Source organism: Pseudaestuariivita atlantica (assembly GCF_001205715.1).
Classification (GTDB): Bacteria; Pseudomonadota; Alphaproteobacteria; order Rhodobacterales; family Rhodobacteraceae; genus Pseudaestuariivita; species Pseudaestuariivita atlantica.
This window is the reverse complement of record NZ_AQQZ01000001.1, coordinates 358,669-385,064: the sequence shown is the minus strand read 5'-3', so window position 1 is coordinate 385,064 and position 26,396 is coordinate 358,669. Positions and strand designations below refer to the sequence as shown.

Annotated in this window: 26 protein-coding genes; 16 read left to right on the top strand and 10 right to left on the bottom strand. The window is 62.7% G+C overall.

Annotated elements, in window-relative coordinates; all coding sequences use genetic code 11:
• The 4 genes from ATO11_RS01880 to ATO11_RS01865 all read right to left on the bottom strand — a co-directional run bounded on the left by ATO11_RS01880 (nt 1) and on the right by ATO11_RS01865 (nt 3,756).
• Nucleotides 1-189: a hypothetical protein gene (locus tag ATO11_RS01880; protein WP_050529120.1), complete on the bottom strand. Its 189-nt coding sequence runs from the start codon at nt 187-189 to the stop codon at nt 1-3.
• On the bottom strand, nt 186-1,112 hold the full coding sequence (locus ATO11_RS01875) for a carbohydrate ABC transporter permease (protein ID WP_050529409.1): 927 nt from the start codon (nt 1,110-1,112) through the stop codon (nt 186-188). Before ATO11_RS01875 ends, ATO11_RS01880 begins: the two co-directional genes overlap by 4 nt.
• A 280-nt stretch (nt 1,113-1,392) precedes the next feature.
• On the bottom strand, nt 1,393-2,340 hold the full coding sequence (locus ATO11_RS01870; RefSeq protein WP_050529119.1) for a carbohydrate ABC transporter permease: 948 nt from the start codon (nt 2,338-2,340) through the stop codon (nt 1,393-1,395).
• A gap of 96 nt (nt 2,341-2,436) precedes the next feature.
• Nucleotides 2,437-3,756, bottom strand: coding sequence for an ABC transporter substrate-binding protein (locus tag ATO11_RS01865; RefSeq protein ID WP_050529118.1), 1,320 nt, complete (start codon nt 3,754-3,756; stop codon nt 2,437-2,439).
• 377 nt (nt 3,757-4,133) lie between these two features.
• Between ATO11_RS01865 and ATO11_RS01860 the strand changes: the two genes are divergently transcribed.
• Nucleotides 4,134-5,345: a bifunctional alpha/beta hydrolase/OsmC family protein gene (locus ATO11_RS01860; protein WP_050529117.1), complete on the top strand. Its 1,212-nt coding sequence runs from the start codon at nt 4,134-4,136 to the stop codon at nt 5,343-5,345.
• Here the strand turns inward: ATO11_RS01860 and ATO11_RS01855 are convergent.
• Nucleotides 5,291-5,728, bottom strand: a complete 438-nt coding sequence (locus ATO11_RS01855; RefSeq protein ID WP_050529116.1) for a DUF6314 family protein — start codon at nt 5,726-5,728, stop codon at nt 5,291-5,293. The two genes, ATO11_RS01860 and ATO11_RS01855, sit on opposite strands and share 55 nt — an antisense overlap.
• A gap of 130 nt (nt 5,729-5,858) precedes the next feature.
• A complete protein-coding gene (locus tag ATO11_RS21125; protein ID WP_050529115.1) occupies nt 5,859-6,998 on the bottom strand; it encodes a sugar-transfer associated ATP-grasp domain-containing protein in 1,140 nt (379 codons plus the stop codon).
• A 207-nt stretch (nt 6,999-7,205) separates the two neighbouring features.
• Between ATO11_RS21125 and purB the strand changes: the two genes are divergently transcribed.
• The 3 genes from purB (at nt 7,206) to ATO11_RS01835 (ending at nt 10,223) form a co-directional block, all read left to right on the top strand.
• Entirely contained in the window at nt 7,206-8,516 is a 1,311-nt protein-coding gene (gene purB, locus ATO11_RS01845; RefSeq protein WP_050529114.1) for an adenylosuccinate lyase, read from the top strand.
• 197 nt (nt 8,517-8,713) lie between these two features.
• On the top strand, nt 8,714-9,241 hold the full coding sequence (locus tag ATO11_RS01840; RefSeq protein WP_050529113.1) for a tetratricopeptide repeat protein: 528 nt from the start codon (nt 8,714-8,716) through the stop codon (nt 9,239-9,241).
• A 67-nt stretch (nt 9,242-9,308) separates the two neighbouring features.
• The gene (locus ATO11_RS01835; RefSeq protein ID WP_050529112.1) at nt 9,309-10,223 is read left to right on the top strand and encodes a lysophospholipid acyltransferase family protein; all 915 of its coding nucleotides are present in this window, start codon (nt 9,309-9,311) and stop codon (nt 10,221-10,223) included.
• On the opposite strand, the gene ATO11_RS01830 is transcribed toward ATO11_RS01835, so the two are convergent.
• Nucleotides 10,220-10,921, bottom strand: a complete 702-nt coding sequence (locus ATO11_RS01830; RefSeq protein WP_050529111.1) for a DUF1223 domain-containing protein — start codon at nt 10,919-10,921, stop codon at nt 10,220-10,222. The two genes, ATO11_RS01835 and ATO11_RS01830, sit on opposite strands and share 4 nt — an antisense overlap.
• Nucleotides 10,922-11,208: 287 nt before the next feature.
• Between ATO11_RS01830 and acnA the strand changes: the two genes are divergently transcribed.
• The 12 genes from acnA to ATO11_RS01770 all read left to right on the top strand — a co-directional run bounded on the left by acnA (nt 11,209) and on the right by ATO11_RS01770 (nt 24,848).
• Nucleotides 11,209-13,896 carry an aconitate hydratase AcnA gene (acnA, locus tag ATO11_RS01825; protein ID WP_050529110.1) on the top strand — a complete coding sequence of 896 codons (2,688 nt, stop codon included), beginning with the start codon at nt 11,209-11,211 and terminating at the stop codon, nt 13,894-13,896.
• A 415-nt stretch (nt 13,897-14,311) separates the two neighbouring features.
• On the top strand, nt 14,312-15,244 hold the full coding sequence (locus ATO11_RS01820) for a Hint domain-containing protein (RefSeq protein ID WP_050529109.1): 933 nt from the start codon (nt 14,312-14,314) through the stop codon (nt 15,242-15,244).
• Between the two features lie 426 nt (nt 15,245-15,670).
• On the top strand, nt 15,671-16,639 hold the full coding sequence (locus ATO11_RS01815) for a Hint domain-containing protein (protein ID WP_050529108.1): 969 nt from the start codon (nt 15,671-15,673) through the stop codon (nt 16,637-16,639).
• A 238-nt stretch (nt 16,640-16,877) separates the two neighbouring features.
• Nucleotides 16,878-17,351, top strand: a complete 474-nt coding sequence (locus ATO11_RS01810) for a toxin-activating lysine-acyltransferase (RefSeq protein ID WP_050529107.1) — start codon at nt 16,878-16,880, stop codon at nt 17,349-17,351.
• Nucleotides 17,352-17,671: 320 nt separating this feature from the next.
• The gene (locus tag ATO11_RS22010) at nt 17,672-18,262 is read left to right on the top strand and encodes a Hint domain-containing protein (RefSeq protein ID WP_165586915.1); all 591 of its coding nucleotides are present in this window, start codon (nt 17,672-17,674) and stop codon (nt 18,260-18,262) included.
• A gap of 240 nt (nt 18,263-18,502) precedes the next feature.
• Entirely contained in the window at nt 18,503-18,976 is a 474-nt protein-coding gene (locus ATO11_RS01800; protein WP_050529105.1) for a toxin-activating lysine-acyltransferase, read from the top strand.
• Nucleotides 18,976-19,923, top strand: coding sequence for a Hint domain-containing protein (locus ATO11_RS01795; RefSeq protein ID WP_082176086.1), 948 nt, complete (start codon nt 18,976-18,978; stop codon nt 19,921-19,923). The genes ATO11_RS01800 and ATO11_RS01795 overlap by 1 nt, the downstream gene beginning before the upstream one ends.
• Before the next feature lie 345 nt (nt 19,924-20,268).
• Nucleotides 20,269-20,805, top strand: coding sequence for a toxin-activating lysine-acyltransferase (locus tag ATO11_RS01790; RefSeq protein WP_050529103.1), 537 nt, complete (start codon nt 20,269-20,271; stop codon nt 20,803-20,805).
• Nucleotides 20,789-21,787, top strand: a complete 999-nt coding sequence (locus ATO11_RS21120) for a Hint domain-containing protein (RefSeq protein ID WP_082176085.1) — start codon at nt 20,789-20,791, stop codon at nt 21,785-21,787. Before ATO11_RS01790 ends, ATO11_RS21120 begins: the two co-directional genes overlap by 17 nt.
• 202 nt (nt 21,788-21,989) lie before the next feature.
• Nucleotides 21,990-23,204: a Hint domain-containing protein gene (locus tag ATO11_RS01780; RefSeq protein ID WP_050529101.1), complete on the top strand. Its 1,215-nt coding sequence runs from the start codon at nt 21,990-21,992 to the stop codon at nt 23,202-23,204.
• A 219-nt stretch (nt 23,205-23,423) separates the two neighbouring features.
• Nucleotides 23,424-24,362 (top strand): Hint domain-containing protein, encoded by a 939-nt coding sequence (locus tag ATO11_RS01775; RefSeq protein WP_050529100.1) that lies wholly within the window; start codon nt 23,424-23,426, stop codon nt 24,360-24,362.
• A gap of 57 nt (nt 24,363-24,419) precedes the next feature.
• Nucleotides 24,420-24,848: a methyltransferase family protein gene (locus tag ATO11_RS01770; RefSeq protein WP_050529099.1), complete on the top strand. Its 429-nt coding sequence runs from the start codon at nt 24,420-24,422 to the stop codon at nt 24,846-24,848.
• Nucleotides 24,849-24,939: 91 nt separating this feature from the next.
• Here the strand turns inward: ATO11_RS01770 and ATO11_RS01765 are convergent, their stop codons facing one another.
• Genes ATO11_RS01765 through ccmC form a run of 3 tightly spaced genes read right to left on the bottom strand, consistent with a single transcriptional unit; the run spans nt 24,940 to nt 26,356 of the window.
• The gene (locus tag ATO11_RS01765; RefSeq protein WP_050529098.1) at nt 24,940-25,479 is read right to left on the bottom strand and encodes a DsbE family thiol:disulfide interchange protein; all 540 of its coding nucleotides are present in this window, start codon (nt 25,477-25,479) and stop codon (nt 24,940-24,942) included.
• Complete coding sequence (gene ccmD, locus ATO11_RS21115; RefSeq protein ID WP_082176084.1) at nt 25,479-25,628, bottom strand: heme exporter protein CcmD; 150 nt, start codon at nt 25,626-25,628, stop codon at nt 25,479-25,481. Before ccmD ends, ATO11_RS01765 begins: the two co-directional genes overlap by 1 nt.
• Entirely contained in the window at nt 25,625-26,356 is a 732-nt protein-coding gene (gene ccmC, locus ATO11_RS01760) for a heme ABC transporter permease CcmC (RefSeq protein ID WP_050529097.1), read from the bottom strand. The genes ccmD and ccmC overlap by 4 nt, the downstream gene beginning before the upstream one ends.
• Between the last annotated feature and the right edge of the window lie 40 nt (nt 26,357-26,396).

Below are 26,396 nucleotides of genomic sequence, written 5' to 3'. Positions count from 1 at the left end.
TCACTCCGGGAAATGGCTGACGATGATGAACATCACCGTCCCGACCAGTGTCGTGATGAAGGAATAGGTGAAGGCCCAGATGACGAAGGGCTGCATCAGCATGAACACCCCGACCGCGATGATGATCGTGGCCAGCATCTCCCACGGGCCGCGCCGCATCTTCAGAAGGCCGTCGAAAAACTTGGTCATTTGCGCACCGCTCCGAAGGTGATCCCGCGCAACAGGTGCTTGCGCAGCAGGATGGTGAAGAACATCACCGGCAGCAGGAAGATCGTGACCCCCGCGGCAATCGCCGGCCAGTCGAGCCCGCCGATCCCGATGATCGTGGGAATGAAGGGCGGCGCGGTCTGGGCGTTGGCGGTCGTCAGCAGCACGGCGAAGGCGTATTCGTTCCACGCAAAGATCAGGCAGAAGATCGCGGTTGATGCGATACCGGTCGCGGCCTGCGGCAACACCACCTTGTAGAACGCCTGGAACCGCGTGTAGCCGTCGATCAGGGCCGCTTCCTCGTATTCCGTCGGGATGCCGTCGATGAAGCTTTTCAAGAGCCAGACGGCGAGGCTGATATTCACGCCGGTATAGAGCAGGATCATCCCCAGATGCGTGTCCGACAGGCCCAGCTGGCGGTACATCAGGAAGATCGGGATCGCGACCGCGATGGGCGGCATCATCCGCGTGGACAGGATGAAGAACAGCAGATCGTCGGCCAGCGGTATCTTGAACCGGCTGAACGCATAGGCCGCGAGCGTGCCGAGGAAGACCGACAGGAAGGTCGACCCGAACCCGATGATGACCGAGTTCAGGAACCGTTCCCCGAATTTCGAGGGGCCGACGATGACCATGCCGTATTGCCGCACGATGTCGTCCGCCCATGTCTCTGGCGGATTGGCGTCAAGGAATTCCGGCGTCTGCCGGGTGCGGGTGGTGAAAAGGTTCACGTAGCCTTCCAGCGTCGGCTGGAACCCCGCCTCGCTGTCGCTGCCGATGATGTATTTCGGCGGATAGCTGATCGCGTCGGCGGGGCTTTTGAACCCGGTCAGCGCGATCCATGCCAGCGGCACCATGGTGATGAGCGCGTAGGCGATAACCAGCACGCCCGCAACCCATTTCATCCGGCGCGACGGTTCGGTGACGGAATAGCTGCTCACGACGGTTGGTCCTTGTTCGCATCCCGCGTCACGAACGGCGCGTCACGGGTCGTCAAAAAGTTCGTCCGGCGCGCATGCGCCATGCCCGACCTCCCCCCCGGGAGGGCATTCGTTGCATCACCGGCAGCACTCACACCGCTGCTGCTTTGTAGAAGATCGGTTGGCGCTGGCGTGTCGGCCCTCCCGAGGTCGGGCATGGCGCACCCACAAGTTGCACGGTGGATGGACTTGGCATGGTTCATCATCACCGCTCCTTCACCTTGTTCAGCGCCTTGACGTAGATCGAGGCGAGCCCGAACACCGTCACGAACAGGATGATCGCGTAGGCCGAGGCATAGCCGGTGCGCCATTTCTCGAATGCCTCGCGCTTGAGGTTGATCGAGGTCAGCTCGGTCGTCGATCCCGGCCCCCCGCCTGTCAGCTGCACGACAAGGTCGAACATCTTGAAGTTCTCGATCCCGCGGAACAGAACGGCCAGCATCAGGAAGGGCAGCACCATCGGCACGGTGATCGTGAAGAACTGCCGCAGTTTCGACGCGCGGTCGATCTCGGCCGCCTCGTAGATGTAATCGGGGATGGATCGCAGCCCGGCGAGGCAGATCAGCATCACGAAGGGCGTCCACATCCACGTATCCACGATGACGATGGACCATGGCGCAAGGTTCACCTGCCCCAGCATCTCGAAACTCGACGGGTCGCGTCCCGTGAAGAAGCCGACGATGTAATTGAACAGGCCGATTTGCGGCTGGTAGAGGAATTTCCAGAAGTTGCCGACCACGGCGGGCGACAGCATCATCGGCAGCACGATGATCGTCGTCCACAGGTCATTGCCCTTGAACTTCTTGTTGATCAGCCACGCCAGCGTGAAGCCAATCAGCACCTGCAGGATGATCGTCCAGATCAGGAAATGCGCGGTGGCCTGCATGTTCAGCCAGATGTCGCTGTCGGTCAGGATCCGCTCGTAATTGCGCAGCCCGATCCATTCCGGTTCGCGGTTCACGCGGTTGGCCTTGTAGTTGGTGAAACTCAGCCGGATCGTCCAGATCAGCGGGAAGATGTTGATCGCCAGCAGCAGGAAGATCGTGGGCCCGACGAAGATCCAGGCGATGGCCCGGTCGGACAACCCCTTGATCTTGCGCGCAACGGGGGTGGGCGTTGCCGCCGCAACGCGATCTATGGTCCGTTCAGACATGTCCTGGGCCCGTATCGTTTGGAATGTACCGGGGCCCATGGCCCCGGCACAGGGTCGTTGCGGTGCGCTGAGGGGCGCGCACCGTCAGGGAGAGACCTACAGCTTTCCTTCGTCCTCGAAGACCTCGGTCCAGTCCTCGATCAGCTTGTCGAGCGCCTCTTTCGCGGTGCCCTGGTCGGCCACCACGTAATCGTGGATGCGCTTCTGCATCGCCAGCAGCAGTTCGGCATAGGCCGGCTCCTGCCAGAAGTCCTGCACGCCATCCATCGCGACGAGGAAGTCACCGGCGAACGGCTGGCTGTCGACGAAGCCCGGATCCTGCAGGACCGAATTGTGCGCCGAATAACCACCCAGCGCCCACCACTTGGCCTGCACGTCGGGCTGGGCGAACCACTTGATGTATTCAAGCGCCGCGTCCTGCTTGTCGGAATAGGCCACGACCGAAATCCCCTGCCCGCCCAGCGTCGAACCGGCCTGGTTCTGCGGCGGGTTCACGAAGAAGTCGATCTTGTCGCCGCCGGTGTTGGGATCGGCGTAAAGGCCGGGGAAGAAGGCGAACCAGTTCATCGCCATCGCCACCTGCCCCGATTTGAACGCATCGAGCGATTCACCCATGTAGGAGTTGGTGTAGCCCGGCGGCGTCGCGGTTTCGTAGAATTCCTTGTAGAATTCCAGCGCCTCGACCGCCTCGGGCGAGTTCACCGCGCCCTCCATGTCGTAGGACCCCGGCGTGTTTTCGTACTTGAAACCCCACGGATACAAGGCCGAGGTCACGCCCATCGTGATCCCTTCGGACCCGCGCTCGGTAAAGATCGCGGCGCCGTAGACGGTTTTGCCGTCGATCTCGCGGCCTTGGAAGAACTGCGCGATTTCCAGCATTTCCTTCTGCGTCTTGGGTTCGGCCAGCTCGCGGCCGGTCGCGTCCTTGAACGCGGCGCGGATGTCATCCCGCGCGAACCAGTCCTTGCGGTAGAACCAGCCGTTGGCATCGCCCATCGCCGGCAGCGCGTAATAGTTGGGCGTGCCCTTGGGCCATGTCGAATAGGCATAGACGGTCGCGGGCGCGAAATCGTCCATGCTGATGCCCTCGGCGTCGAAGAAGTCGTTCAGCTTGACGTAATGGCCGTTCTCGGCCCCGCCGCCGATCCACTGGCTGTCACCGATCAGCAGGTCGCACAGCTTCCCGCCCGAGTTCAGCTCGTTCAGCATCCGGTCCGCGAAATTCGGCCATGGAACAAACTCGAAATTCATGGTGTGGCCGGACTGGGCCTCGAATTCCTTGGACAGCTCGACCAGCGCGTTGGCCGGGTCCCACGCAGCCCAGCACAGGGTCAGATTCTCGGCTTGGGCCGAGGTCACGACACCGCTGGCAGCAAGTGCAATGGCGCTGGCAGTTGCCAGTTTCGTATAAGACATCCGTTCCTCCCGTTTTATCCGCCGCCGGGTGCAGTGCCCGAATCGCGGCGTGCTTTTACGCTACTTGAGGTACGCACCTCACGTAAACGGATTTTTGAGGTGCGTAACTCAAAAACTGAGGTACTTCAATTTTTACAGTGCCTTGCCGGACGTTCTTCAATCTAAAATGCCCCCGCCCCTCGCGACCCCGGCGCGCGCCGTGGCGAGTCCCCCGGCCGCGCCCGCGTCGGGGCACGGACCACGCCACGCCTCCTCCGGGCCGAAAAAGCGACACGTCCGGCTCACCCCGCCTCACACCCCCGTGACACGCTTGTCACGGACCTTGCCCCGGCGGACGGCTCTGCCCAAACTCTGGGGACACGGGCAAGGAACACGCGATGAAACCTTTCACCTTCAAGGGAATGCAGGGCCACCAGCTGGCGGGCCGTCTCGACATGCCGCAAGGCAAGCCGCTGGCGACGGCCCTTTTCGCGCATTGCTTTACCTGTACCAAGGACATCGCCGCCGCCCGCCGCATCGCGCAGCGCCTGACCACGATGGGCATCGCCGTGCTGCGGTTCGACTTCACCGGGCTCGGCCATTCCGACGGCGAGTTCGAGAACACCCATTTCACCTCCAACGTGGGCGACCTGAAAGCGGCGGCAGAGGCGCTGGCGGCGCAGGACATGGCGCCCGCGCTGATGATCGGTCACAGCCTTGGCGGAGCGGCGGTGCTCAAGGCCGCGGGCGACATCGACAGCGTGAAGGCGGTCGTCACCATCGGTGCGCCGTTCGATCCCGGCCACGTCACCCACAATTTCGGCGATGCGCTGGACGAGATCGCGGCACGCGGAAAGGCCGAGGTCTCGCTTGCCGGGCGGCCCTTCACGATCAGCCGTGACTTCGTCGAGGACGTGAACGCCACCAACCTCGAACCCGCGATCGCCAACCTGAAAAAGGCGCTTCTGATCCTGCATGCGCCCAAGGACACGACGGTGAGCATCGACAATGCCGCCGCGATCTTCATGGCGGCGAAGCACCCGAAAAGCTTCGTCACGCTCGACACCGCCGATCACCTCGTGACCGACCCGTGCGACGCGGAATACGCCGCCGACGTGATCGCGACATGGGTGTCGCGGTACGTGCCCCTGAAACCCCCTGCCCCGCCCATCGGTGCGCCCGAAGGCATCGTGCGCGTGGCCGAGGCCGACCCGGACGGGTTCCTGCAGGACGTGAACGCGGGGCCCTTCCACCACACGCTCGCCGACGAGCCCGAGGCCTATGGCGGCACCAACCGGGGCATGACGCCCTATGGTTTCCTGTCGGCGGGCCTCGGCGCGTGCACGTCGATGACGATCCGGATGTATGCGCGGCGCAAGAAATGGCCGTTGCACCATGTCAGCGTCGATGTGAGCCACGACAAGGTGCATGCGCAGGACGCGGGCTATGCCGGGACCCAAAACATCGACGCCTTCATCCGCCGCATCACGCTGCAGGGCCCCCTGACGCTGGAACAGCGCGAGAAGCTGATGGAGATCGCCGACAAGTGCCCGGTTCACCGGACGCTCGAGCGGTCCTCGAAAGTCATCACCGAACTGGTGGGCGCGTAGGCCGACACCATCGTGTAATCCTTGCGCGGCCCTGTGACCTCCCACGTGGCGGTCCACCGGGGCCAGCGGGTGAAATCATACGTCACGCGGTAGGTGTCGGGCGGGCAGTCGTGCAGCGCCGCCGGTGCGGCGGGCGTGAAGCGGTGGAACGGGCGGCCATCTTCGAAAAAGACCTCGATCCCCTCGCGCCACAGGTAGCGGCGAGAGCCCTGCAGGCGCGGGCCGGTCGCGGGCTGGAGCCAGCCTGTTTCCGTCAGGGTCAGGCCGGTGCCGTCGGGCGCGAAGACGGCGGTGCCGTCGAACGTCGCCTCCTGCCCCGCGCGGCGGTCGTCTATCCGGCGGGTGAGGCTCCACCGCCCCTCGAAATCAGCGAGGCCAATCATCGTGGCCCCCAAGAGGCCGCTCGCCTGCCCTGGTGGGCAGTCTCGCAACTTGCGACGGGAGAAACGGAAACGGCGCGGGTCATGGGCCGGTCTTAGCCCATGCGCCCCGCGCCGTCGCGTGCAATCGGTGTCAGAGGAAGTCGGCGCCGTGTTGTTTGAAGAGCGCGCGAACCCGGTCCGTCATGAACCCCTTGCCGCTGGCATATTGCGGCAGGGTGAAGGACGAGCCTGCATTGACCTCGATCACGACCGGTCCGTCATTGGTGATCGCGATGTCGTTGCTTTGATATTTCAGCGGCGCGTGCAGGTGCGCGACATGGGCGTTGACCTCGAGCAGGCGATCCCAGTGCGGCAGTTTCTGCCCGATGATCGCGGCCCCCTGGTCGGGGTGGCTGTCATGGGATTTCAGCACCGGCCCGTCCGATCCCACCAGCGTCAGCACCTCGCCGGTTTCCGGGTCGATATTGGCGAGGAGGTTGCCCTCGCGCCAGAAATTGTCCGCCGGGTTGCCCTTGGCGGGCAGTTTCAGGACCGCCGCCGGGGTATAGATGCCGTCACCGTCGATCATGTTGACCATGCGCACCGTGGCCGCCGCGCGGCTGAAGGTGCGGATGAAATCGCAATTCTCGACGCAGCGCTGAAGGATGAAGGCGTCCTGCCCGATCACGTTGCGGAAGAACGCGGAATAGCTCATCTCGCCCACGTCGCGCAGCAGGATGTAGTCGGCGGTGGCGTCGTCGATGATGAAGACGCCGACGCTGCCCAACCCCTTGTTGTGCTTGCCGAACAGCGGGAAGTCGACGCCGCCCGTTAGCAGCGCCTTCAGGTCCTCGGGCGTCGCGATGCCCTTGCCGCCGTGATACCGGCGGCCCGACGCGTCGATCATGCCCAGCGTGTCCGGAACCGGCACGCCATCGGCGTCGAGGAACATGGACGAATTCCACTTGTCCTCGGTCACGCCGAACCACGACACGTCGTTGACGGCATGCAGGCACTTGTTCTGCAGCATCATCGAAATGAACTCGCCGCGCTCCTTCTCGGTGTGGCGGGCATGGTCGTAGAGGCCGAATTTCACGTATTCCCACAGCCGGATCTCGGCCTTGGACTTGCGGTAGCGGCGCGCTTCCATCGCCACGCTGAACGCGCTGCGGCCCGAGGCCCGCGCGGCATGCACAAGCAGCGCAGCCGGGCTGTCGGCCTGCTGTGCCTTTGAATACTGCGCCTTCTCGCGCTCCACGACATTGGTCGTTTCGATCGTTGCGTCGGTCATGGTTCTGCCCCTCGAGCCGGTTGATCCGATATCTGCCTGATTGTTGATGCTGATGGGACAATCCGGCCAGAATATGGCCGATCCGGGCATTTTCGTGGAAAATACCGCCGATTTGATCCGTATTGGCGCGGATGCGCCATCGGGTTGTGACGCCCCCCACCCCGGTCTAAGAGACGCGCGACACGCACCCACAAGGAGCCGCTGCCCGTGATCCCCCGTTATTCCCGCCCCGACATGGTCGCCATCTGGTCGCCCGAGACCAAGTTCCGCATCTGGTACGAGATCGAGGCGCATGCCTGCGACGCGCAGGCCAGGCTGGGCGTGATCCCGCAGGAAAACGCGGACGCGGTGTGGAAGGCCAAGGACGTCGAGTTCGACGTCGCCCGCATCGACGAGATCGAGGCCGTGACCAAGCACGACGTGATCGCTTTCCTGACCCACCTGGCCGAGATCATCGGCAATGACGAGGCGCGGTTCGTCCACCAGGGCATGACGTCGTCCGACGTGCTGGACACGACCTTCAACGTGCAGCTGGTCCGCGCCGCCGACATCCTGATCGCCGACCTCGAAGGCCTGCTCGCCGCGCTGAAGCGCCGCGCGTACGAGCACAAGGACACGGTGCGCATCGGGCGGTCGCACGGCATCCACGCCGAACCGACTACGATGGGCCTGACCTTCGCCCGTTTCTATGCCGAGATGGACCGCAACCTCAGCCGCATGCGCGATGCGCGGGCGGAGATCGCCACGGGCGCGATCTCGGGCGCGGTCGGCACTTTTGCCAATATCGACCCGGCGGTCGAGGAGCATGTCTGCGACCAGATGGGGCTGGTGCCCGAACCGATCAGCACTCAGGTGATCCCGCGCGACCGGCACGCGGCGTTTTTCGCCACGCTGGGCGTGATCGCCAGCAGCATCGAGAATATCGCGGTGGAGATCCGCCACATGCAGCGGACCGAGGTGCTGGAGGCCGAGGAGTTCTTCTCGAAAGGCCAGAAGGGCTCGTCCGCGATGCCGCACAAGCGCAACCCGGTCCTGACCGAGAACCTGACGGGCCTCGCCCGCCTTGTGCGCATGGCGGTGATCCCGGCGATGGAAAACGTGGCGCTCTGGCACGAACGCGACATCTCGCATTCCTCGGTCGAGCGGAACATCGGCCCGGACACCACCGTCACGCTCGATTTCGCGCTGTCGCGCCTCACGGGGGTGATCGACAAGCTGGTCGTCTACCCCGACAACATGCTCGCCAACATGAACAAGTTCCGCGGGCTGGTCATGTCGCAGCGCGTGCTTCTGGCGCTGACGCAGGCGGGTGTCAGCCGCGAAGACGCCTATCGCCTTGTGCAACGCAACGCGATGAAGGTCTGGGAGGACGGCAAGGACTTCAAGACCGAACTTCTGGGCGATGCGGACGTGACGGCGGCCCTTTCGCCCGGCGAGATCGAGGAAAAGTTCGACCTTGGATACCATACCAAGCATGTCGACACGATCTTTGCCCGCGTCTTTGGCGAGGATGCCTGACCGCAGCCTGTGACCCCGGCGGATTTTCCGCTATGCTGATACCCGGTTCCGGCGCGCTTTCGGGCGACGGGACCGGCGCGAGATGTCTTTGCGAACGACTTGCCACGGGGACGCTCGCCGGTACGGAAGGAAATTTTGAACCCGGATGCAGGTTCGGCCCGTATCTAGGATAGTGATAGTCCTCAGGGAGACCAGACATGTTCAAACCCTTGCTCTTTACCGCGCTCATGGCCCCCGGCCTTGCACTGGCGGCCGGCGGCGGCAGCGCGCCCTCCACGACCTCGACCACCAAGGTCTGCACCGATGGCAAGATCTACGACACGACCACGTCGAAATGCGTGGACGCGCAGGAAAGCTCGTTGAGCGATGACGCGCTGTACGAGGCCGCCCGCGAATTCGCCTATGTCGGGCAGTACGGCGCGGCACGCAACGCGCTGGACGCGATGAAGGCGCAGGATGACGGGCGGGTGCAGACCTACCTTGGCTTCACCGCGCGCAAGATGGGCGACATGGACCGCGCGATGCTGCATTACGCCGCCGCGCTGGCGCAGGACCCTGACAATATCCTCGCGCGGTCGTACCTCGGCCAGGGCCTTGTCGAATCCGGCGACCTGATCGGCGCCCGCGCGCAGCTGAGCGAGATCCGCGCACGCGGCGGGCGCAACACGTGGGCCGAATTCAGCCTTGCACAGGCGATCCGGTCGGGCGTCGGTTACTCCTACTGACGCGACCCTTGCGAAGTCGGGGCCTGCCCGATACATCACGCCCGGTTCTCAGAGCCGGGCGTTTTTCATGACCGACACACCCAATCCCGACACGACCGCCCACCTGGGACACTGGTTCCAGAACCTGGTGCTGCGCGGGGTGATCCGGGGATTGCTGCTGCTGCCCTACGAACGCCGCGTGCCGCTGATGGGCTGGGCGGCGCGGCGGCTGGTGGCGCCGGTCGCGGGCTGGCGGCAGCGCATCCGTGACAACCTTGCCTACGTGCTGCCCGATCTCGACCCCGCCGAGGTCGCGCGCCTGACCGACGCCGTGCCCGACAATGTCGGCCGCACCCTGATCGAGATCTACTCGGGCGAGGAATTCGCCGCCCGCGCCCGGCAGGCCCCCATTACCGGGCCGGGCCTTGACGCGCTGGAGACCGCACGGGCCGAGGGCCGCCCCGTGATCCTCGTCACCGCGCATTTCGGCAATTACGACGTGGCGCGCGCCAACCTGATCGGGCGCGGGCACAACATGGGCGCGCTCTACCGGCGGATGTCGAATCCGTATTTCAACGATCACTACGTCTCTGCCATCTCGACCATCGGGGAGCCGATGTTCGAACAGGGCCGCAAGGGCATGACGCAACTGGTGCGGCACCTGAAATCGGGCGGCGTGCTGGGCATCCTGACGGACCTGAACGCCTATGGCGGGCCCAAGCTCGACTTTTTCGGCAAGCCCGCCTTCACCTCGACCATCACGGCCGAACTGTCGCTGAAATTCGATGCCGCCCTGATCCCGATCTATTCGATCCGCCAGCCCGACGGGCTGTCATTCGAGGTGCGGGTCGAGGCGCCGATCCCGCCCACCGACCCCGAGACGATGACGCAGGCCGTCAACGACAACCTCGAGGCGCTGGTGCGCGATCACATGGACCAGTGGTTCTGGATCCACCGGCGCTGGAAGCCCAAGCGCAAGAAGAAAAAGCCGGCTGACGCCTAGCGGATGCGCGCGGCGGCAAGAACGGCACCGTAACCCGCCTCCTGCACGATCACCACGACAGGCGCGTCACCCGGTGCGTCCGCCGTGAGCGTGGTGGCCGCCTGCCCGTCCCACTCGCCGATGACGGCCCAGTCGGTGACGATGTTGTGGTAGGTCAGCCGCCGCCCGCCATTCTCGCCCCGCGTGATGTCCACCGTCTGCTCGGGGATGTAACGCACCAGCTGGACCACGCTGGCGGGCGCGTTCCCGACCGGCGCGATGTCGATCGTCACCTCGTCGCCCGCGCGCGCGATCGACACGGTTGCAACCTCGGGCGCCATGGCGTGTTTCTGGATCAGCGTCGCCACGTCCATCGGCCGCGATCCGACCACCGGGTGCAGCCCGCCGATCACCATCTGCGGCGTGTAGATCGTGCGCTGCCGCCACGCGCGCGCATAGGCGCGCTGGCGCTTGGTGAATTGCGGCGATGCGAAGCTGTCTTTCCAGCCGATATAGTCCCAGTAATCCACGTGCAGCGCCAGCGGGATCACGTCCTCACGCTGCGCCAGCTTCCCCAGCAGCCGGTCCGCCGGAGGACAGGAATTGCAGCCCTGGCTGGTATAGAGTTCGACCAGCACCGTCCGCCCCGCATCCTGCGCCGACGCGACCGACCCGAGCGACGCAACGGCGAACAACATCAAAGCCAGGATTTGGCGCATCGGGGTCTTCCTTGGATCGGCAGCACGTGCAGGACACATAGAAACATCAAATGCCTGACGCCAATCAAGCCTTGGTGAGGTGGCCAGACTGTTTCCGCCGCGTCGCGCGTCGCGCGGGCCACGCGCCAACACGCCCGACCCCGCCCGCCACCGCCAGGCGCGCGGGACCGCCGTTTTTTCAGTATGCAATCGTACACAAATTGTCGCGTCCCCCTTGCGACCCATCCTGCCGGGGTCTATTGCAGCGCCAGAGATTTCCCATTCCGCCAGCCACAGGAGCCCGCGTAATGCCCATCACCGTCGGACAGGATACTTCGAACACCCGCAAGACCCTCACCGTGGGCGGCCAGTCGGTTGCCTATTACTCCATCGACGCCGCGACCGAGGCCGGTCTGGGCGACTTCTCGAAACTGCCCGCCGCGCTGAAGGTGGTGTTGGAGAACATGCTGCGGTTCGAGGATGGCAAGACGGTGTCGGTCGACGACATCAAGGCGTTCGCGGAATGGGCCGAAAAAGGCGGCAAGAACCCGCGCGAGATCGCCTATCGTCCGGCCCGCGTGCTGATGCAGGACTTCACCGGCGTGCCTGCGGTCGTGGACCTTGCCGCCATGCGCGACGGGATCGTGGCGCTGGGGGGCGACCCCGAAAAGATCAACCCGCTGAACCCCGTCGACCTGGTGATCGACCACTCGGTTATGATTGACGAATTCGGCAACCCGCGCGCCTTCCAGATGAACGTGGACCGTGAATACGAACGGAACATGGAACGCTACACGTTCCTGAAATGGGGCCAGTCGGCGTTCAACAACTTCCGCGTCGTGCCGCCCGGCACCGGCATCTGCCACCAGGTGAACCTGGAATACCTCGCCCAGACCGTCTGGACCGACAAAGACCAGAACGGGGCCGAGGTTGCCTACCCCGACACGCTGGTCGGCACCGACAGCCACACCACCATGGTGAACGGCGCGGCCGTTCTTGGCTGGGGCGTCGGCGGGATCGAGGCAGAGGCCGCGATGCTGGGCCAGCCCATTTCCATGCTGATCCCCGAGGTCATCGGGTTCGAGCTGACCGGGTCGATGGTTGAAGGCACCACCGGCACCGACCTTGTCCTGAAGGTCGTGGAAATGCTGCGCGCCAAGGGCGTCGTCGGCAAGTTCGTGGAATTCTATGGCGCAGGCCTAGACCACCTGCCGCTCGCGGACCGCGCGACCATCGCCAACATGGCCCCCGAATACGGCGCCACCTGCGGCTTCTTCCCGATTGACGGCGAGACGCTGCGCTACCTGCGCGTCACCGGACGCGACGAGGACCGCATCGCGCTGGTCGAGGCGTATGCCAAGGAAAACGGCTTCTGGCGCGGCGACGACTACGCGCCGGTCTACACCGACACGCTGCACCTCGACATGGGCACCATCGTGCCCGCCATCTCGGGCCCCAAGCGCCCGCAGGATTTTGTGGCGCTCGACGATGCCAAGGCCGCCTTCCGCCGCGAGATGGAAGAGACCTTCAAGCGCCCGATGGGCAAGGAAGTCGCCGTCGCGGGCGAGGATTACACGATGGAGTCGGGCAAGGTCGTGATCGCGTCGATCACGTCGTGCACCAACACCTCGAACCCCTACGTGATGATCGGCGCGGGAATCGTGGCCCGCAAGGCGCGCGAACTGGGCCTGAACCGCAAACCGTGGGTCAAGACCTCGCTCGCTCCGGGATCGCAGGTCGTGTCGGCCTACCTTGAAGCGGCGGACCTGCAGGACGACCTCGACGCCATCGGCTTCAACCTCGTCGGCTATGGCTGCACCACCTGCATCGGCAACTCGGGCCCCCTGCAGAAAGAAATCAGCGACGCCATCGCCGAAGGTGATCTGGTCGCCACCTCCGTCCTGTCCGGAAACCGCAACTTCGAAGGGCGGATCTCGCCGGACGTGCGCGCGAACTACCTCGCCTCGCCCCCGCTGGTCGTGGCCTATGCGCTGGCCGGCACGCTCGACATCGACCTGACGACCGATCCCATCGGACAGGACAAGGACGGCAACGACGTCTTCCTCAAGGACATCTGGCCGTCGAGCCAGGAAATCGCGGAACTGGTCGAAAAGACCGTCACCCGCGAAGCCTTCCAGGAGAAATACGCCGAGGTCTTCACCGGCGACGAGAAATGGCGCTCGGTCGAGACGACGGACCAGAAAACCTATGACTGGCCGCCCACGTCGACCTATGTGCAGAACCCGCCCTACTTCCAGGGCATCACGATGGAAACCAAGGCGATCGAGAATATCGAGGGCGCCAAGGTCCTCGCCCTGCTGGGTGACATGATCACCACCGACCACATCTCGCCCGCCGGGTCGTTCAAGGAAACCACGCCCGCCGGTCAGTACCTGACCGAACGGCAGGTCGCCCCGCGCGAGTTCAACTCGTATGGCTCCCGCCGTGGCAACCACGAGGTGATGATGCGCGGCACCTTCGCCAACATCCGCATCAAGAACGAGATGCTGGACGGCGTCGAAGGCGGTTACACGCTGGGGCCGGACGGCAAGCAGACCTCGATCTTCGAGGCGGCCATGGCCTACCAGGAGCAGGGCACGCCGCTGGTGATCTTTGGCGGCGAGCAATACGGCGCCGGGTCGTCCCGCGACTGGGCCGCGAAAGGCACCGCGCTCTTGGGCGTGAAGGCCGTGATCGCGGAAAGCTTCGAACGCATCCACCGCTCGAACCTTGTCGGCATGGGCGTGATCCCGTTCGAATTCACCGGCGGCGTGACGCGCAAGACGCTGGGCCTCGACGGATCGGAGACTGTTTCGATCCACGGGCTGGAAGGCGTGCAGCCCCTGCAGGAGGTGCCCTGCACCATCACCATGGGCGACGGCACCGTGCACGAGATCACGCTCAAATGCCGGATCGATACCGCGGTCGAGATCGACTACATCGAAAACGGCGGCGTCCTGCACTACGTGCTGCGCAACCTCGCCAAGGCGGCGTAAGCCGGGGCGGAAAACCGGGTGTCCCCATGGGGGCACCCACCCTATTCCCCGGAAATCGTTTATAGAGCCCGGAATGAAAACGAGGCTTTCAGACTCGGTGCCGGCCCGGTTCCGAATTGAAGTGGTGCACAAACTATAAGCACCCTTCGGAATTTTGCGGAAAATCTGCAACCTATGTGAGTGCAGCCGCCCACCAATTCCCTGCAAAATTGCAAAGCATACGTTTTTCCTAACAAATTCCGATTTTTTTCAACAAAAACAATTGACCGGTGAAGCAGTGACGATACCGTCGCCTCGGAATTTGGAGACATCCGGCAATTTTATCAGCAGCGTGTTCGTGCGGCTGCCCGGCGACCACTGGTAGCCGCGTAACGGTAGTTTTCTCGCGACGATCAGGAAATTTGGGAACACAAACATGCCTGCAACTGAATCCTTTGCCCATTACTACAGCCTTGGCAGCTCTTTCGGCCCGACGTCAGCATACGGTCCGGCGTCGTCGGGGACATACACCATAACGGATAACCGGGATGGCACCGACGACAACCAGACCGCCCAAGGCGATGAAGTCACATCCAATGTATATGATACCGAATTAACCTATAAATTTATCGCGTTTACTTCGAACAACGAACCGATCCTCCAAGTTTCAATTGGCGGATCCATTATTCTCGATTACGTCGTCCTGTCCAACACCAACTATGATTCCTCGCCGGGTGCCACGATCGGCAACACGGTGAACGGCGCGTACACCTACTGTTTCGCCGCAGGCACGTTGATCGCCACCCCGGATGGCGAGATCGCGGTCGAAACCCTGTCCATCGGCGACCTCGTGATCGACCAGCACGGCAACACAGTCCCGGTCAAATGGATCGGTCGCCAGACCGTGCACAAACTCTTCTCCGGCCAGCGCATGCAGCCCGTCCGGTTCCGCGCCGGAGCCCTGGGCCACGGCCTGCCCCACAGCGACCTCGTCGTCACTGGCGACCATGGCATGATGCTTGACGGGCTGGTGATCAACGCCTCGGCCCTCGTCAACGGCAACACCATCGACTGGGTGCCGATGGCCGAGCTGCCCGACCAAAACACCTATTACCACGTCGAGACCGAAAACCACGACGTCATCCTCGCCAACGGCGCACCCGCCGAGACGTTCATCGACTACGCGGACCGCGCGGCATTCGACAATCACGACGAATACCTTGCGCTGTACGAGGCCGAACGCATCATCCCCGAACTGCCGCATCCGCGCATCTCGGCGGCCCGGCACCTGCCCGCGCATATCGCGCAGCGGCTGGGGATCGAGACCCGGATCGACACGATGTTCGAGACGCGCGCAGCCGCGTCCTGAAGCGCCCTGCCCGACGAGTTGCGCAACTTCGCCAAGGCGGCATAGCGTCAGGATTTGCGTGCCATGGCGACCATATCGTGATGCGTATGTCGCCTGCCCGTTTGGCAAGACGATGGCCGAGCGCTTTGACAAGCGTTCGGCTTTTGTCTTTTCGGTCGTGGTCACTTGGCGGTACCGGCGGAGTTGAATGGGGCGCATCGGCTCTGCGGCCCGAAGGGGTCGCGCCGGTTCAGTCTGGCAAACCGACGCGCGAAAGATGAACGACGGGAGCCGCTACGCCGCCTGGTTGTATCGCAGGGCGTTGTTATGCAGAGATTTTTTTGCAACAGATTGTCAATTCATGCATTCGAAATTCTTGATGTCCCTTCGTCGGATTGATCCCTGCGGCTAACCTTCCCGCGATTTCATTGAGGAGAAGGTGCCAACATGCCCAATTTCAGCGGAGACTTCTACGTAGCGGTGGGAAGCACACCAAGTTCATCCCTGACCTTCTATTCAGACGCCAACGGTTTTGGGTCGGAGTCGATTTTGATCGACGATGATGGAACGCTGGACAGCGGCGATGTGAATATTGCCCAAATAAGCGCGCTGGGTGGTAACCGGGATATCCTGGAACTCAACACCGCGACCTATTCCATCGGCGGCAATGTCTACAGCGTCTGGACCGCCCACATCTCGACGGGCCCGCAGGATTTCTTGATCATGGGCCAGGTCGGCGGCGGAACGATCCCAGAAATCGATGCCGTACCCTCTGGAACCAGCGCCGGAACCTTTACCAACATCCAGCCAATCACCGCGTCAGGGGTCACGGCCACCTGTTTCCTTCCCGGCAGCCTGATCGCCACGCCGGACGGAGAGGTCCCGGTTGAAACCCTGAAGATCGGTGATCTGATCTGCACGGCAGACGGTGGTGCGACGCCCGTCAAATGGCTGGGCCGCCAGACCGTGACCACGTTCAACGGCGTGGCAGAGCGTAACAGCCCCGTGCGCATCGCCGCCGGTGCCTTGGGCCTTGGCCTGCCGCACAGCGACCTGACGGTGACCGCGGATCACGGCATGGTGGTCGACGGCTACGTGATCAATGCCTCGGCGCTCGTGAACCACTCGACCATCACCTACGTGCCAATCGCCGAAATGGGTGCGGCATTCACCGTCTACCACGTCGAGACCGAGGCACATGACGTCATCCTCGCCAACGGCGCACCTGCCGAGACGTTCATCGATTATGTCGGCCGCGCTGCCTTCGACAACCATGATGAATACCTCGCCCTTTATGGCGCGGAACGCATCATCCCCGAACTGCCGCAGCCGCGCATTTCTTCGGCGCGTCTGGTGCCACAGGTGATCCGCGAACGGCTGGGAATCGCGGACGCGCCACATCTGCTGACCGCCTGAAAAGCCGCATCCTTGCATCGCCTGGTGCATACGCGCCCGCCTACAAAGCGGTTTGCGCGCCAGGTCATTCTCGTAAAAAGGGTGTGCGATCAATTCAGATCAATCGAGCATCATTGTCTAGTTCAAATTTATCGAAAAAAAGTTGACAGACCATGATGTTATACACTCAATTTATTGCAATGAAACGAAGTTTGCTGACGTTACGCGAAGGCATGCCGGAGTTTGAATAATCGAGCGGTTGCAGGTCAATTCAGAATTCCCGACCCCCGAACGCCTACGCGCGTACGGCGATCTGTGCTTTCTGTATTTCCGCTCGGACGCGCATCGCGACAAGAGCTTTGGCCTGATGCGCTGGATCGTGCAGGTGCCCGTGGACCTGGGCCAGTACAAGATAATGTATGCAACGGACATACCCCGCGCCGGTTTCACCTATGCCATGCTTGACGACGCGGCCGAGCAGAAGCTGCTGGGCGGCACGGCGCTGCAGCCCGCCGAATGGCGCTCGGGCCGGCAGATGTGGATCATGGATGTGCTGGCACCTTACGGACAGGGCAGTGCGCAGCAGATCATCCGCTGGATCCGGCACCATACTGCCCCTGACATCACCTCGATCCGAACGCTGCGTCCCAACCCAGGCGGCGGCACGCGGATCGTCGAACACACACGCATTGACGGGGCCCGTTGGGGGGCACGGAAAATAGGAGAAATTTGATGGGCGCCAATATTTATGTTTCGGGAGCAAGTGGCCTTGACACATTCAATTCGATCGATCTGTCGCCCGGAGAAACCATGGTTTTTCAGGGTGATTTGGAACACAACGACTGGGTTAATGGTAACATGGGCGATCTGGGTGCCTACACGTTTGGCGATCCCGGACCCGGCTCTTTCACGTCGCAGGATGCGTCTACCGGCCTCTTTACGTTCGAATTGACATACGCGGAATGGATCGCGGCCGGGCAACCAGCGACTCTAAACTTCACTTGGTCCAGCCCCTACAACGACGGGATTGACACATCTTCAGGCTCTTATCCGGTGAACGTCACATGCTTCCTTCCCGGCACCCGGATCGCGACACCGGACGGCGAGCGGGCGGTCGAGACGCTGAAAATCGGCGACCTTGTAAAGACAGCGGATGGCACGGCGGTGCCGGTCAAGTGGCTGGGCCGCCAGACGGTGCGGACGCTGATGACCGCCACACCCAAGCTCGAACCGGTGCGCATCGCCAAGGATGCGCTGGGACCGAACGTGCCCCATACCGACCTGACGGTCACCGGCGATCACGGAATGATCGTCGACGGCCATATCATCAACGCTGCGGCGCTGGTGAACGGCACGACGATCCGTTTCCTGTCACTTGAAGAGGTCGAGGTGGATTTCGTCGTCTACCATGTCGAGACCGAGGCGCATGACGTGCTCCTTGCAAATGGCACCCCTGCGGAGACGTTCATCGACTATCTCGGGCGCCGCAACTTCGACAACCACGACGAATACCTTGCCCTGTACGGTGCCGAACGCATCATCCCCGAACTGCCGCAACCGCGCATTTCTTCGGCACGACTGGTGCCGCAGGTGATCCGGGATCGGTTGGGAATCGGGGACATGCCGGACCTCATGTCGGCCTGAACACGTCCACCCACAAAGTGCTGCGCGGCTCTCGGGCACGCCTTTGAAACTGCATGGACGGGCCATGCTTCCCGTATAAAGAGAACGTTGCCAAATTCATTTTCGCAGCGCGCCGTTCTCGGGTTGTTTATCGCAAAACAATGTTGACAGCGCATAGCGATTTTTGTCCAACTATTTGCAATCAAATGAAAAGTTCTGCGCGTTTTGCCAGGTCACCGGGGGAACTGGATTATTCAAAGAGTGCAGATCAATTCCGAATTCCCGACGCCGGAACGCCTGCAGGCATATGGCGATCTGTGTTTTTTATATTTCCGCTCGGACGCGCATCGCGACAAGAGTTTTGCGCTGATGCGCTGGATCGTGCAGGTGCCTGTGGACCTAGGCCAGTACAAGATCATGTACGCCAACGACATCCCGCGCGCCGCCTTCACCTTTGCCATGCTGAACGACGCCGCGGAGCAGAAGCTGTTGAGCGGCACGGCATTGCAACCCGCCGAGTGGCAATCGGGCCAGCAGATGTGGATCATGGACGTGCTGGCACCTTACGGACAAGGCAGCGCGCAGCAGGTCATCCGCTGGATCACAACGCACACCCCGCCCGAGATTTCATCGATCCGAAGCCTGCGCCCACACGGCAACGGGCGGATGAGGATGATCGAGCTTAACCGCATTGACGGACCCCGCTGGGGCGCAAGAAAATTGGGAGAGATTTGATGGGCGCAACCATTTCCGTACATAGCCCCGGAGGGCTCGACAGTTTTGACGCGGAGTTCCAGCGAGGCACCATCGACCTGTCAGTCGGGGAAACCCTCGTTTTCACTGGCGATCTGACTCATACGGACTTCACTTCATTGTCTGGTGATCTCGGCCTTTACACGTTCACCGAGTCCGGACCGGGCAGTTTCACGTCCACAGCCGCGAACAGCGGTGCATTTACGTTTGAGATGACGCAGGCCGAATGGGTCGCAGCCGGGTCGCCTGATACTTTGAATCTCACCTGGAACAGCGACTTTGTGAATACGTTCGCATTTCCGTCTTCAGGGCTTTTTCAGCTAAGCGTCACCTGCTTCCTCGCAGGCACGCAGATCACCACGCCCGAGGGCGAACGCGCGGTCGAGACGCTGGAGATCGGCGATCTGATCCGCACGGCGGATGGCACGGCGGTGCCGGTCAAGTGGCTGGGCCGCCAGACGGTGCGTACGCTGATGACCGCCTCACCCAAGTTAGAGCCCGTGCGCATCGCCAAGGATGCGCTGGGACCGAACGTGCCCCATGCCGACCTGACGGTCACCGGCGATCACGGAATGATCGTCGACGGCCATATCATCAACGCTGCGGCGCTGGTGAACGGCACGACGATCCGTTTCCTGTCACTTGAAGCGGTCGAGGTGGATTTCGTCGTCTACCATGTCGAGACCGAAGAGCATGACGTGATCCTCGCCAATGGTGCGCCAGCGGAGACGTTCATCGACTATCTCGGACGCCGCAACTTCGACAACCACGACGAATACCTCGCGCTGTACGGGGCCGAACGGATCATCCCGGAACTGCCGCAACCGCGCATCTCGGCCGCCCGGCACCTGCCCGCGCATATCGCGCAGCGGCTGGGGATCGAGACGCCGATTGTTTCATGGGACGAAATGCAATCTGCCGCTTCCTGAGGTAAGCGCGCCCTCCGCAAATGCGGAGGGCACATTACTGCAAATCACGCTGACCGACCGAATCGTTGCCTCAGTCGAGACCGCCAATGCCAAACCCGCCGGCATCTCTCGACGTGAGGCGCAACCATGCAAAGACGGCCTGCCCCTCGTCGATACCAGTGGGGCAAGCCAATTAGTCCTTTGCAGAACGCGCGTTAACCCGATCGAACAAGGCTGGGCACAGCGCGGCAGGGGCTTGTCTGACACCCGTCGTTGACTCGTGGCAGATCATCGCTAACCTATTCATTAGATGATATTTTTATGGGTGGAAAAGACACTTGAAAAGTGTCTTGTGACATATTTCAGATGCAGCGTAAGACCAAGGTCATTACCGTCAAACAGAACGATCCAACGGCCGAGCAAATCGCGCTCTACGGGGCGTTTGCTTTCCTCTACATGCGCAGCTCTTCTCACTCTGGCGTGCCGATTGGTGCTGCGCGCCTGGGACTTCAGCCACCGGTCCTGCTGGGGTATTGCCGCATCTTCCACGACCAGAACGGCGTGCCTCGGGCCGGGCTGACCTGGGCCATGCTGTCGGACGAGGTCGAGGAAAAATTCCTGAGAGGCGAGCCCTTGACCATGGGCGACTGGACGTCCGGCAGCAACTTCTGGGTGATGGAGATCATCGCGCCGTTTGGACGACCGGGCGGAGCGCAAGTCATGAATTGGCTGCGCATGGAGATGCCCAAGCACGTGACCCGTGTCCGGTACGTGCGGCAGGGCATGAATGGAAAACCGCACCGCGTGATTGAATGCAACCTGCTGGAAAATGGCAGAGCCGGCGCACGCGTGATCAAGACATTTACGTTGGAAACTGGGGGGAAAGATGGGGCTGTATCTTAACGAACTGAGCGTCGGCATCGATTACGGAGTAATGGAAAACGGACAAGACGTCTTCGAGCCTGGGTTATCCAGCCTTGAGACCACGTCACACTATTTCCATACGGATGTCATCGATATCTCGTCCGGGACGTCTTTGACGATCACTGGTGATTACGAATACTTCCCAAATGCAAGTAATCCAGAGCCTGATGCAATCACGCTTACGATCTTCCCCGCATATTCGTATCTTGATTTCACTGATGAAGGCGACGGCACATTCACACTCGATATCAACCTTAACGAAATGAGGGATGCCCTTGCCTCTGGTGGTACACTTGACACCAACGTTTTGTTAACCGCACGAGCTACCGGTGAAGGTGTTGTCGACGTAGGTGATTTACTGTTTATCAACTTCGAGATGTGTTTCGCCGCCGGCACCATGATAGCAGCCCCTGGCAAATCCCGGCCTGTCGAAACGCTCGCCATCGGCGACCGCATCCTCAATGCCGAGGGACACGAGGTCGAGGTTCTCTGGCTGGGCCGAAACACCTGCCACAAAATCCGCTCTGGTGCTCGCATGCAACCCGTCCGCATCCGCAAGGGCGCGTTGGGCGGCGGCCTGCCCTACGCTGACCTGACCGTCACCGCCGACCACGGCATGGTCATCGACGGGTATGTCATCAACGCCTCGGCGCTGGTGAACGGCCACTCGATCGACTTCGTGCCGATGGCCGAACTGCCCGAGTTCGTCACCTATTACCACGTCGAGACCGCCGCACATGACGTCATCCTCGCCAACGGCGCACCGTCGGAGACATTCATCGACTATCTGGGCCGCGCCGCGTTCGACAACCACGACGAATACCTCGCGCTTTACGGCGCCGAGCGCATCATCCCCGAACTGCCGCAACCGCGCATCTCGGCCGCGCGGCATGTCCCCGAACATATCCGGATGCGTCTTGGGTGCGCTGCCGCCATGGAATTCCCGGGCCAGGTCGCCTGACGGGGCCGACACGCCGGCTACACTGACGCAGACAGGTCCAGTGCCATTCAGAAGCTTGCGCGATTGAGCGCGAGCTATTAACGTATTTGCGTTTTTGCAAACGCGCTGGAAAACCAAGTGCGGCGAGGTGATTTTTTACGATTTGCCGGCGGCAAGCCGCCGTCGGTTTCCATGACGAAAGGCACGTATAAGGGAACAGATCATGGCAATTAATGCCGGCGGAATTGGCTTCATCAGCTACAGCTCGGACGGAAGCGACGATTTCTCCTTCATCGTTCTGGAAGACATCGCGGCAGGCGAGGTTCTGAACTTTACCGACCGCGGGATCTTCTACGAAGTTGATGTTGGAATAGAAGAATTCATCGGCCCCGAACAAATCGTGACCTGGACCAACAACACCGGGGCTCCCATCCCCGCCGGCACGGTCGTGGATTTCATAGACAATGTCGGGTTCAGCGTGGGTGCGACATCGGGTGACCCGGGGCTGGGATTGGCTCAAGCCGGTGATCAGATCATCGTTTATCAGGATGTTAGCGGCTCTCCCACGTCCTTTGTTGCCATGATCCACATGAATGGCGATTACGAAGCAAGCGCCACGAACACGAACACGTCCAAACTTCCATTCGCCCTGACGGACGGCATCCACGCGATTTCGATCGCCCCCGAAGTCGACAATGCCGCCTATACCGGGCCGACGACGCCGACGGACGCCGATGGATGGCGTCTGCGCCTGTTCGACGAAGCCAACTGGACAGGCGACGATTTATCCGCGAATTCCAGTTCCGTCACGGGCAGCAGCGTGACCGTCAGCTGTTTTCTTGCCGGCACGATGATCGCCACGCCGGGTGGCGAAGTCGCCGTCGAGACGCTCGAGATTGGCGACAAGGTCCTCACCGCCGACGGGCGCACGACCCCGGTGAAATGGGTGGGCCGGCAAACGGTCTCGACCCGTTTCGGACCGGCGACACGCAATTTTCCCGTTCGCATATCGGCGGGTGCACTGGGTCGCGGCACGCCTCATCGCGACCTCACCGTTACCGCCGATCACGGGATGGTTCTGGGCGGATATGTCATTGACGCCGCCGCTTTGGTGAACGGCTCCACCATCGATTTCGTGCCGCTGGCGGAGTTGGGAGAGGCCTTCACCGTCTACCACATCGAAGCACCGGATCACGACGTGATCCTCGCCAACGGCGCACCGTCGGAGACGTTCATCGACTATGTCGGGCGTGCGGCCTTCGACAATTACGACGAATACCTCGCGCTCTACGGGGCCGAGCGGATCATCCCCGAATTGCCGCAACCGCGCATCTCGGCCGCGCGGCACGTGCCTGCGCATATCGCGCAGCGGCTGGGGATCACGGCGGGGCCGGATTTCGACATTCACGCGCCAAATACCCAAGCCCTCTGCGGCTAGACCGCGTTCACCGGGCAGCAGGACAAGCAAGGATGTGCCGGTGCGCCGGCGTGTCCTCGCCATTCGCCAATCCGCCTGATTTGCCGCGCTGGTTCTTGCGGATTACTTACTCTACAGTTGCAGGGGGGAGGCACAGCTCTACTTTCCCCTGAATGAGCCCGCGGTGACGGCAATACGTTCCGCCGTACCGGCCCGTTTCTGTGAGGAGTACCTGAAAGTATGGCGACCTTTTCCTACCTGTCTTACGAAGTTTACGATCAAAACGGAGCCAGCGCGAACTACGCGGCGCAGAACCTCGAAACGGATCTGTCCGGCACGATAGATGACAGCGCGGCGGATACGACCTTTGTCGTGGGCGAAACCATGACGGCCAATGTGGGCGGGTCCACGCTGACACTCACGTTCCAGGGCATCGACACTTCTTCACCCCTGACGCTGGTGGCGCTGACCGATGGTGCCGGGACGATCTACCTCTTTTCGCCGCAAAGCGTCGCGGACACGACCTTCCCCAACCAGGTCAATTCCGGCACGCTCGCGTCAAACGCATCGGGCGGGTTCACGACCTGCTTCGCGCGCGGCACCGAAATCGCGACGCCTGCCGGTCACACGCCGGTAGAGGACCTGCGCATTGGCGACGACATCCTCACGGCCGATGGACGTGTCGTGCAGGTGAAATGGCTGGGGCGGCAAACGGTCGACACCCGGTTCGGCCCGGCAGAGCGGCTGATGCCCGTGCGGATCGCCGCGGGCGCGCTGGGGCGGAACCTGCCCTCTTCGGATCTGACCGTGACCGCGGATCACGGCATGGTGCTGGGCGACTTCGTCATCAACGCCTCGGCCCTCGTGAACGGCCATGCGATCTCCTACGCACCCCTCCGCGATCTTGGAGAGCGCTACACCGTCTTCCACGTCGAGACAGAGGCGCATGACGTGATCCTCGCCAATGGCACGCCGACCGAGACGTTCATCGATTACGTCGGCCGCGCCGCGTTCGACAATCACGACGAATACCTCGCCCTCTACGGTGCCGGACAGGTCATTCCGGAAATGCCGCACCCGCGCATCTCGTCGGCGCGGCATGTGCCGCAGTCGATCCGCGACCGGCTGGGGGCTGCCGACGCCGCTCAGGACTGGTTCGGGCTGGCACATTCGGCCTGATCTTCCTACATCGGGTCAAAGGCGCCTGTTCCGGCGTCGTTGATCCGAGGTATCGCCATGTCGCTCAAGTTCCCGCCCCTCTGGACCCTCGCCGCCATCGTGGCCGCGATGGTGCTGAACGCCGTGCCGATCCTTGAACTGGGAAGCCGCACCTTCGGCGGGCTGGTGATGCTGGTCGGGGTCGGGCTGGCCCTGTGGGCCGGCATGGGGTTCCGCACGCGCCACACGCCGATCCATCCCGGCCACACGCCCACGGCCCTGATCACGACCGGCGCGTTTTCGATCAACCGCAACCCGATCTACACCGGCATGGTGCTGATCACGCTTGGCATCGGGCTGAGCCAGGGAAGCCTCTTGGGCATCCTGCCCGCGGTGGCCCTTTGGTACGGGCTGGACCGGCATTTTGCCGCGCCGGAAGAGGCGAAGCTGATCGAGACCTTCGGGGACGAGGGCCGCGCCTATGTCGAGAAGGTGCGCCGCTGGTAAGCGACCATGCGGCCTCTCAGAGGTCCCCTTCCCGTTGCGTCACTTACCTTGGGCACCCGCCGCGACCGTCGGCTGCGGACAGACCGGCCCGTCAGCGCGCGGCGGCGGTCTCCAGCGCGGGGCGGACCGTCTCTTCCAGTACCCGCGAGGTCACGGGACCGGCAAAGCGCAGGATGACGGTGCCGTCGCCGGACAGAACGAAGGTTTCGGGCAGACCGTAGACCCCCCATTCGATCGCCATGCGTCCCTTCGGATCGGCCTTCAGGCCGACGTAAGGGTTGCCCAGCTCGGCCAGGAACCCGGTCGCGTTGGCGGGGCTGTCCTTGTAGTTGACGCCGTAGATCGGAACGCCCTCCTCGGCGAGGCGCGTCAGGATCGGGTGCTCCACGCGGCAGGGCGCGCACCAGCTGGCCCAGAAGTTCACGATTTTCACCTTGCCGTCGCGCAGGTCCGCATCGTCGAAGCCGGGCTCGCCCGTGAAGGGCTCCGCAAGGACGGCGGGCGCGGGCTGGCCCTCGGCCTGGCTGGGAAGCGTGTTCACGCCGTCGCGCGTCATCCCGAAATAGGCGGTCGCGGCAAAAGCCGCGAACAGGATCGGCGGCAACAGCATCAAAAGGCGTCCGCGTGCCATCACTTTGCGTCCTTTTCCGCGCGGGACAGGTCGCGCGCGGCCCGGCGATACTGCGCGACCGAAATCCACACGATCCCCACCAGCAGCACGAGGCTGCCGGCATAGGCCAGCAGCACTTCGGCTGTGTATTTGCCAAGGTCTAGGTTCATGCCCGCACCGCCTTCATCTCGATCACCGCAAGCCGCCGGGTGCGGATCAGCGTCACCGTCCGCGCCAGCACCAGCGCGACGAACAACAGGCCGAAGCCCACCATGCAGGCCACGAGCGGCAGGAAGTAGACATCCGCGACCGACCGCCCCCCCGTCGCCACGGGCACTGACGTGCCCTGGTGCAGGCCCTGGTTCCAGAAGTTCACCGCGTACCGGCTGAGCAACGCGAAAACCGACCCCACGAGGCACAGGACCGAGGTCAGGTCGGCGGCGGTATCGGGATCCTCGATCGCGGCCCACAGCGCCATGTAGCCAAGGTAGAACAGGAACAGGATCAGGAACGAGGTCAGCCGCGGATCCCACGCCCACCACGTCCCCCACATCGGCTGCCCCCAGACCGCCCCGGTCCAGAGCGCGATCAGCGTCATCACCATGCCCACCGGCGCCGCCGCCCGCGCTGCAAGCGCGCTGACATGGTGCCGCCGGACCAGCCAGATCAGCGACCCGGCCAGCATCATCAGCCACGCATTGATCGCCATCAGGGCCGACGGCACGTGCACGTAGATGATCTTGACGGTGGATTCGAAACGGTCGGCATTGGGCGTGAAGGCGAAGCCCCAGATCAGCCCGCCGATGGTCAGGATGGCCGCGGCCCACGCCACCCACGGCAACAGGCGCGTCGCGGTGGCGGTGAACTTGCGCGGATTGGCGTATTCCCAGATCGACATGGTTTCGTGTCTAACCCCGATTTCCGGCATGAACCAGTGA

Bases quoted from the DNA above. Each gene is read 5' to 3' on its own strand.
- ATO11_RS01880 (WP_050529120.1), bottom strand. From the start codon at position 189: ATGACCAAGTTTTTCGACGGCCTTCTGAAGATGCGGCGCGGCCCGTGG.
- ATO11_RS01875 (WP_050529409.1), bottom strand. From the start codon at position 1,112: ATGAAATGGGTTGCGGGCGTGCTGGTTATCGCCTACGCGCTCATCACC.
- ATO11_RS01870 (WP_050529119.1), bottom strand. From the start codon at position 2,340: ATGTCTGAACGGACCATAGATCGCGTTGCGGCGGCAACGCCCACCCCC.
- ATO11_RS01865 (WP_050529118.1), bottom strand. From the start codon at position 3,756: ATGTCTTATACGAAACTGGCAACTGCCAGCGCCATTGCACTTGCTGCC.
- ATO11_RS01860 (WP_050529117.1), top strand. From the start codon at position 4,134: ATGAAACCTTTCACCTTCAAGGGAATGCAGGGCCACCAGCTGGCGGGC.
- ATO11_RS01855 (WP_050529116.1), bottom strand. From the start codon at position 5,728: ATGATTGGCCTCGCTGATTTCGAGGGGCGGTGGAGCCTCACCCGCCGG.
- ATO11_RS21125 (WP_050529115.1), bottom strand. From the start codon at position 6,998: ATGACCGACGCAACGATCGAAACGACCAATGTCGTGGAGCGCGAGAAG.
- ATO11_RS01840 (WP_050529113.1), top strand. From the start codon at position 8,714: ATGTTCAAACCCTTGCTCTTTACCGCGCTCATGGCCCCCGGCCTTGCA.
- ATO11_RS01835 (WP_050529112.1), top strand. From the start codon at position 9,309: ATGACCGACACACCCAATCCCGACACGACCGCCCACCTGGGACACTGG.
- ATO11_RS01830 (WP_050529111.1), bottom strand. From the start codon at position 10,921: ATGCGCCAAATCCTGGCTTTGATGTTGTTCGCCGTTGCGTCGCTCGGG.
- acnA (WP_050529110.1), top strand. From the start codon at position 11,209: ATGCCCATCACCGTCGGACAGGATACTTCGAACACCCGCAAGACCCTC.
- ATO11_RS01820 (WP_050529109.1), top strand. From the start codon at position 14,312: ATGCCTGCAACTGAATCCTTTGCCCATTACTACAGCCTTGGCAGCTCT.
- ATO11_RS01815 (WP_050529108.1), top strand. From the start codon at position 15,671: ATGCCCAATTTCAGCGGAGACTTCTACGTAGCGGTGGGAAGCACACCA.
- ATO11_RS01795 (WP_082176086.1), top strand. From the start codon at position 18,976: ATGGGCGCAACCATTTCCGTACATAGCCCCGGAGGGCTCGACAGTTTT.
- ATO11_RS01790 (WP_050529103.1), top strand. From the start codon at position 20,269: ATGCAGCGTAAGACCAAGGTCATTACCGTCAAACAGAACGATCCAACG.
- ATO11_RS21120 (WP_082176085.1), top strand. From the start codon at position 20,789: ATGGGGCTGTATCTTAACGAACTGAGCGTCGGCATCGATTACGGAGTA.
- ATO11_RS01780 (WP_050529101.1), top strand. From the start codon at position 21,990: ATGGCAATTAATGCCGGCGGAATTGGCTTCATCAGCTACAGCTCGGAC.
- ATO11_RS01775 (WP_050529100.1), top strand. From the start codon at position 23,424: ATGGCGACCTTTTCCTACCTGTCTTACGAAGTTTACGATCAAAACGGA.
- ATO11_RS01770 (WP_050529099.1), top strand. From the start codon at position 24,420: ATGTCGCTCAAGTTCCCGCCCCTCTGGACCCTCGCCGCCATCGTGGCC.
- ATO11_RS01765 (WP_050529098.1), bottom strand. From the start codon at position 25,479: ATGGCACGCGGACGCCTTTTGATGCTGTTGCCGCCGATCCTGTTCGCG.
- ccmD (WP_082176084.1), bottom strand. From the start codon at position 25,628: ATGAACCTAGACCTTGGCAAATACACAGCCGAAGTGCTGCTGGCCTAT.
- ccmC (WP_050529097.1), bottom strand. From the start codon at position 26,356: ATGTCGATCTGGGAATACGCCAATCCGCGCAAGTTCACCGCCACCGCG.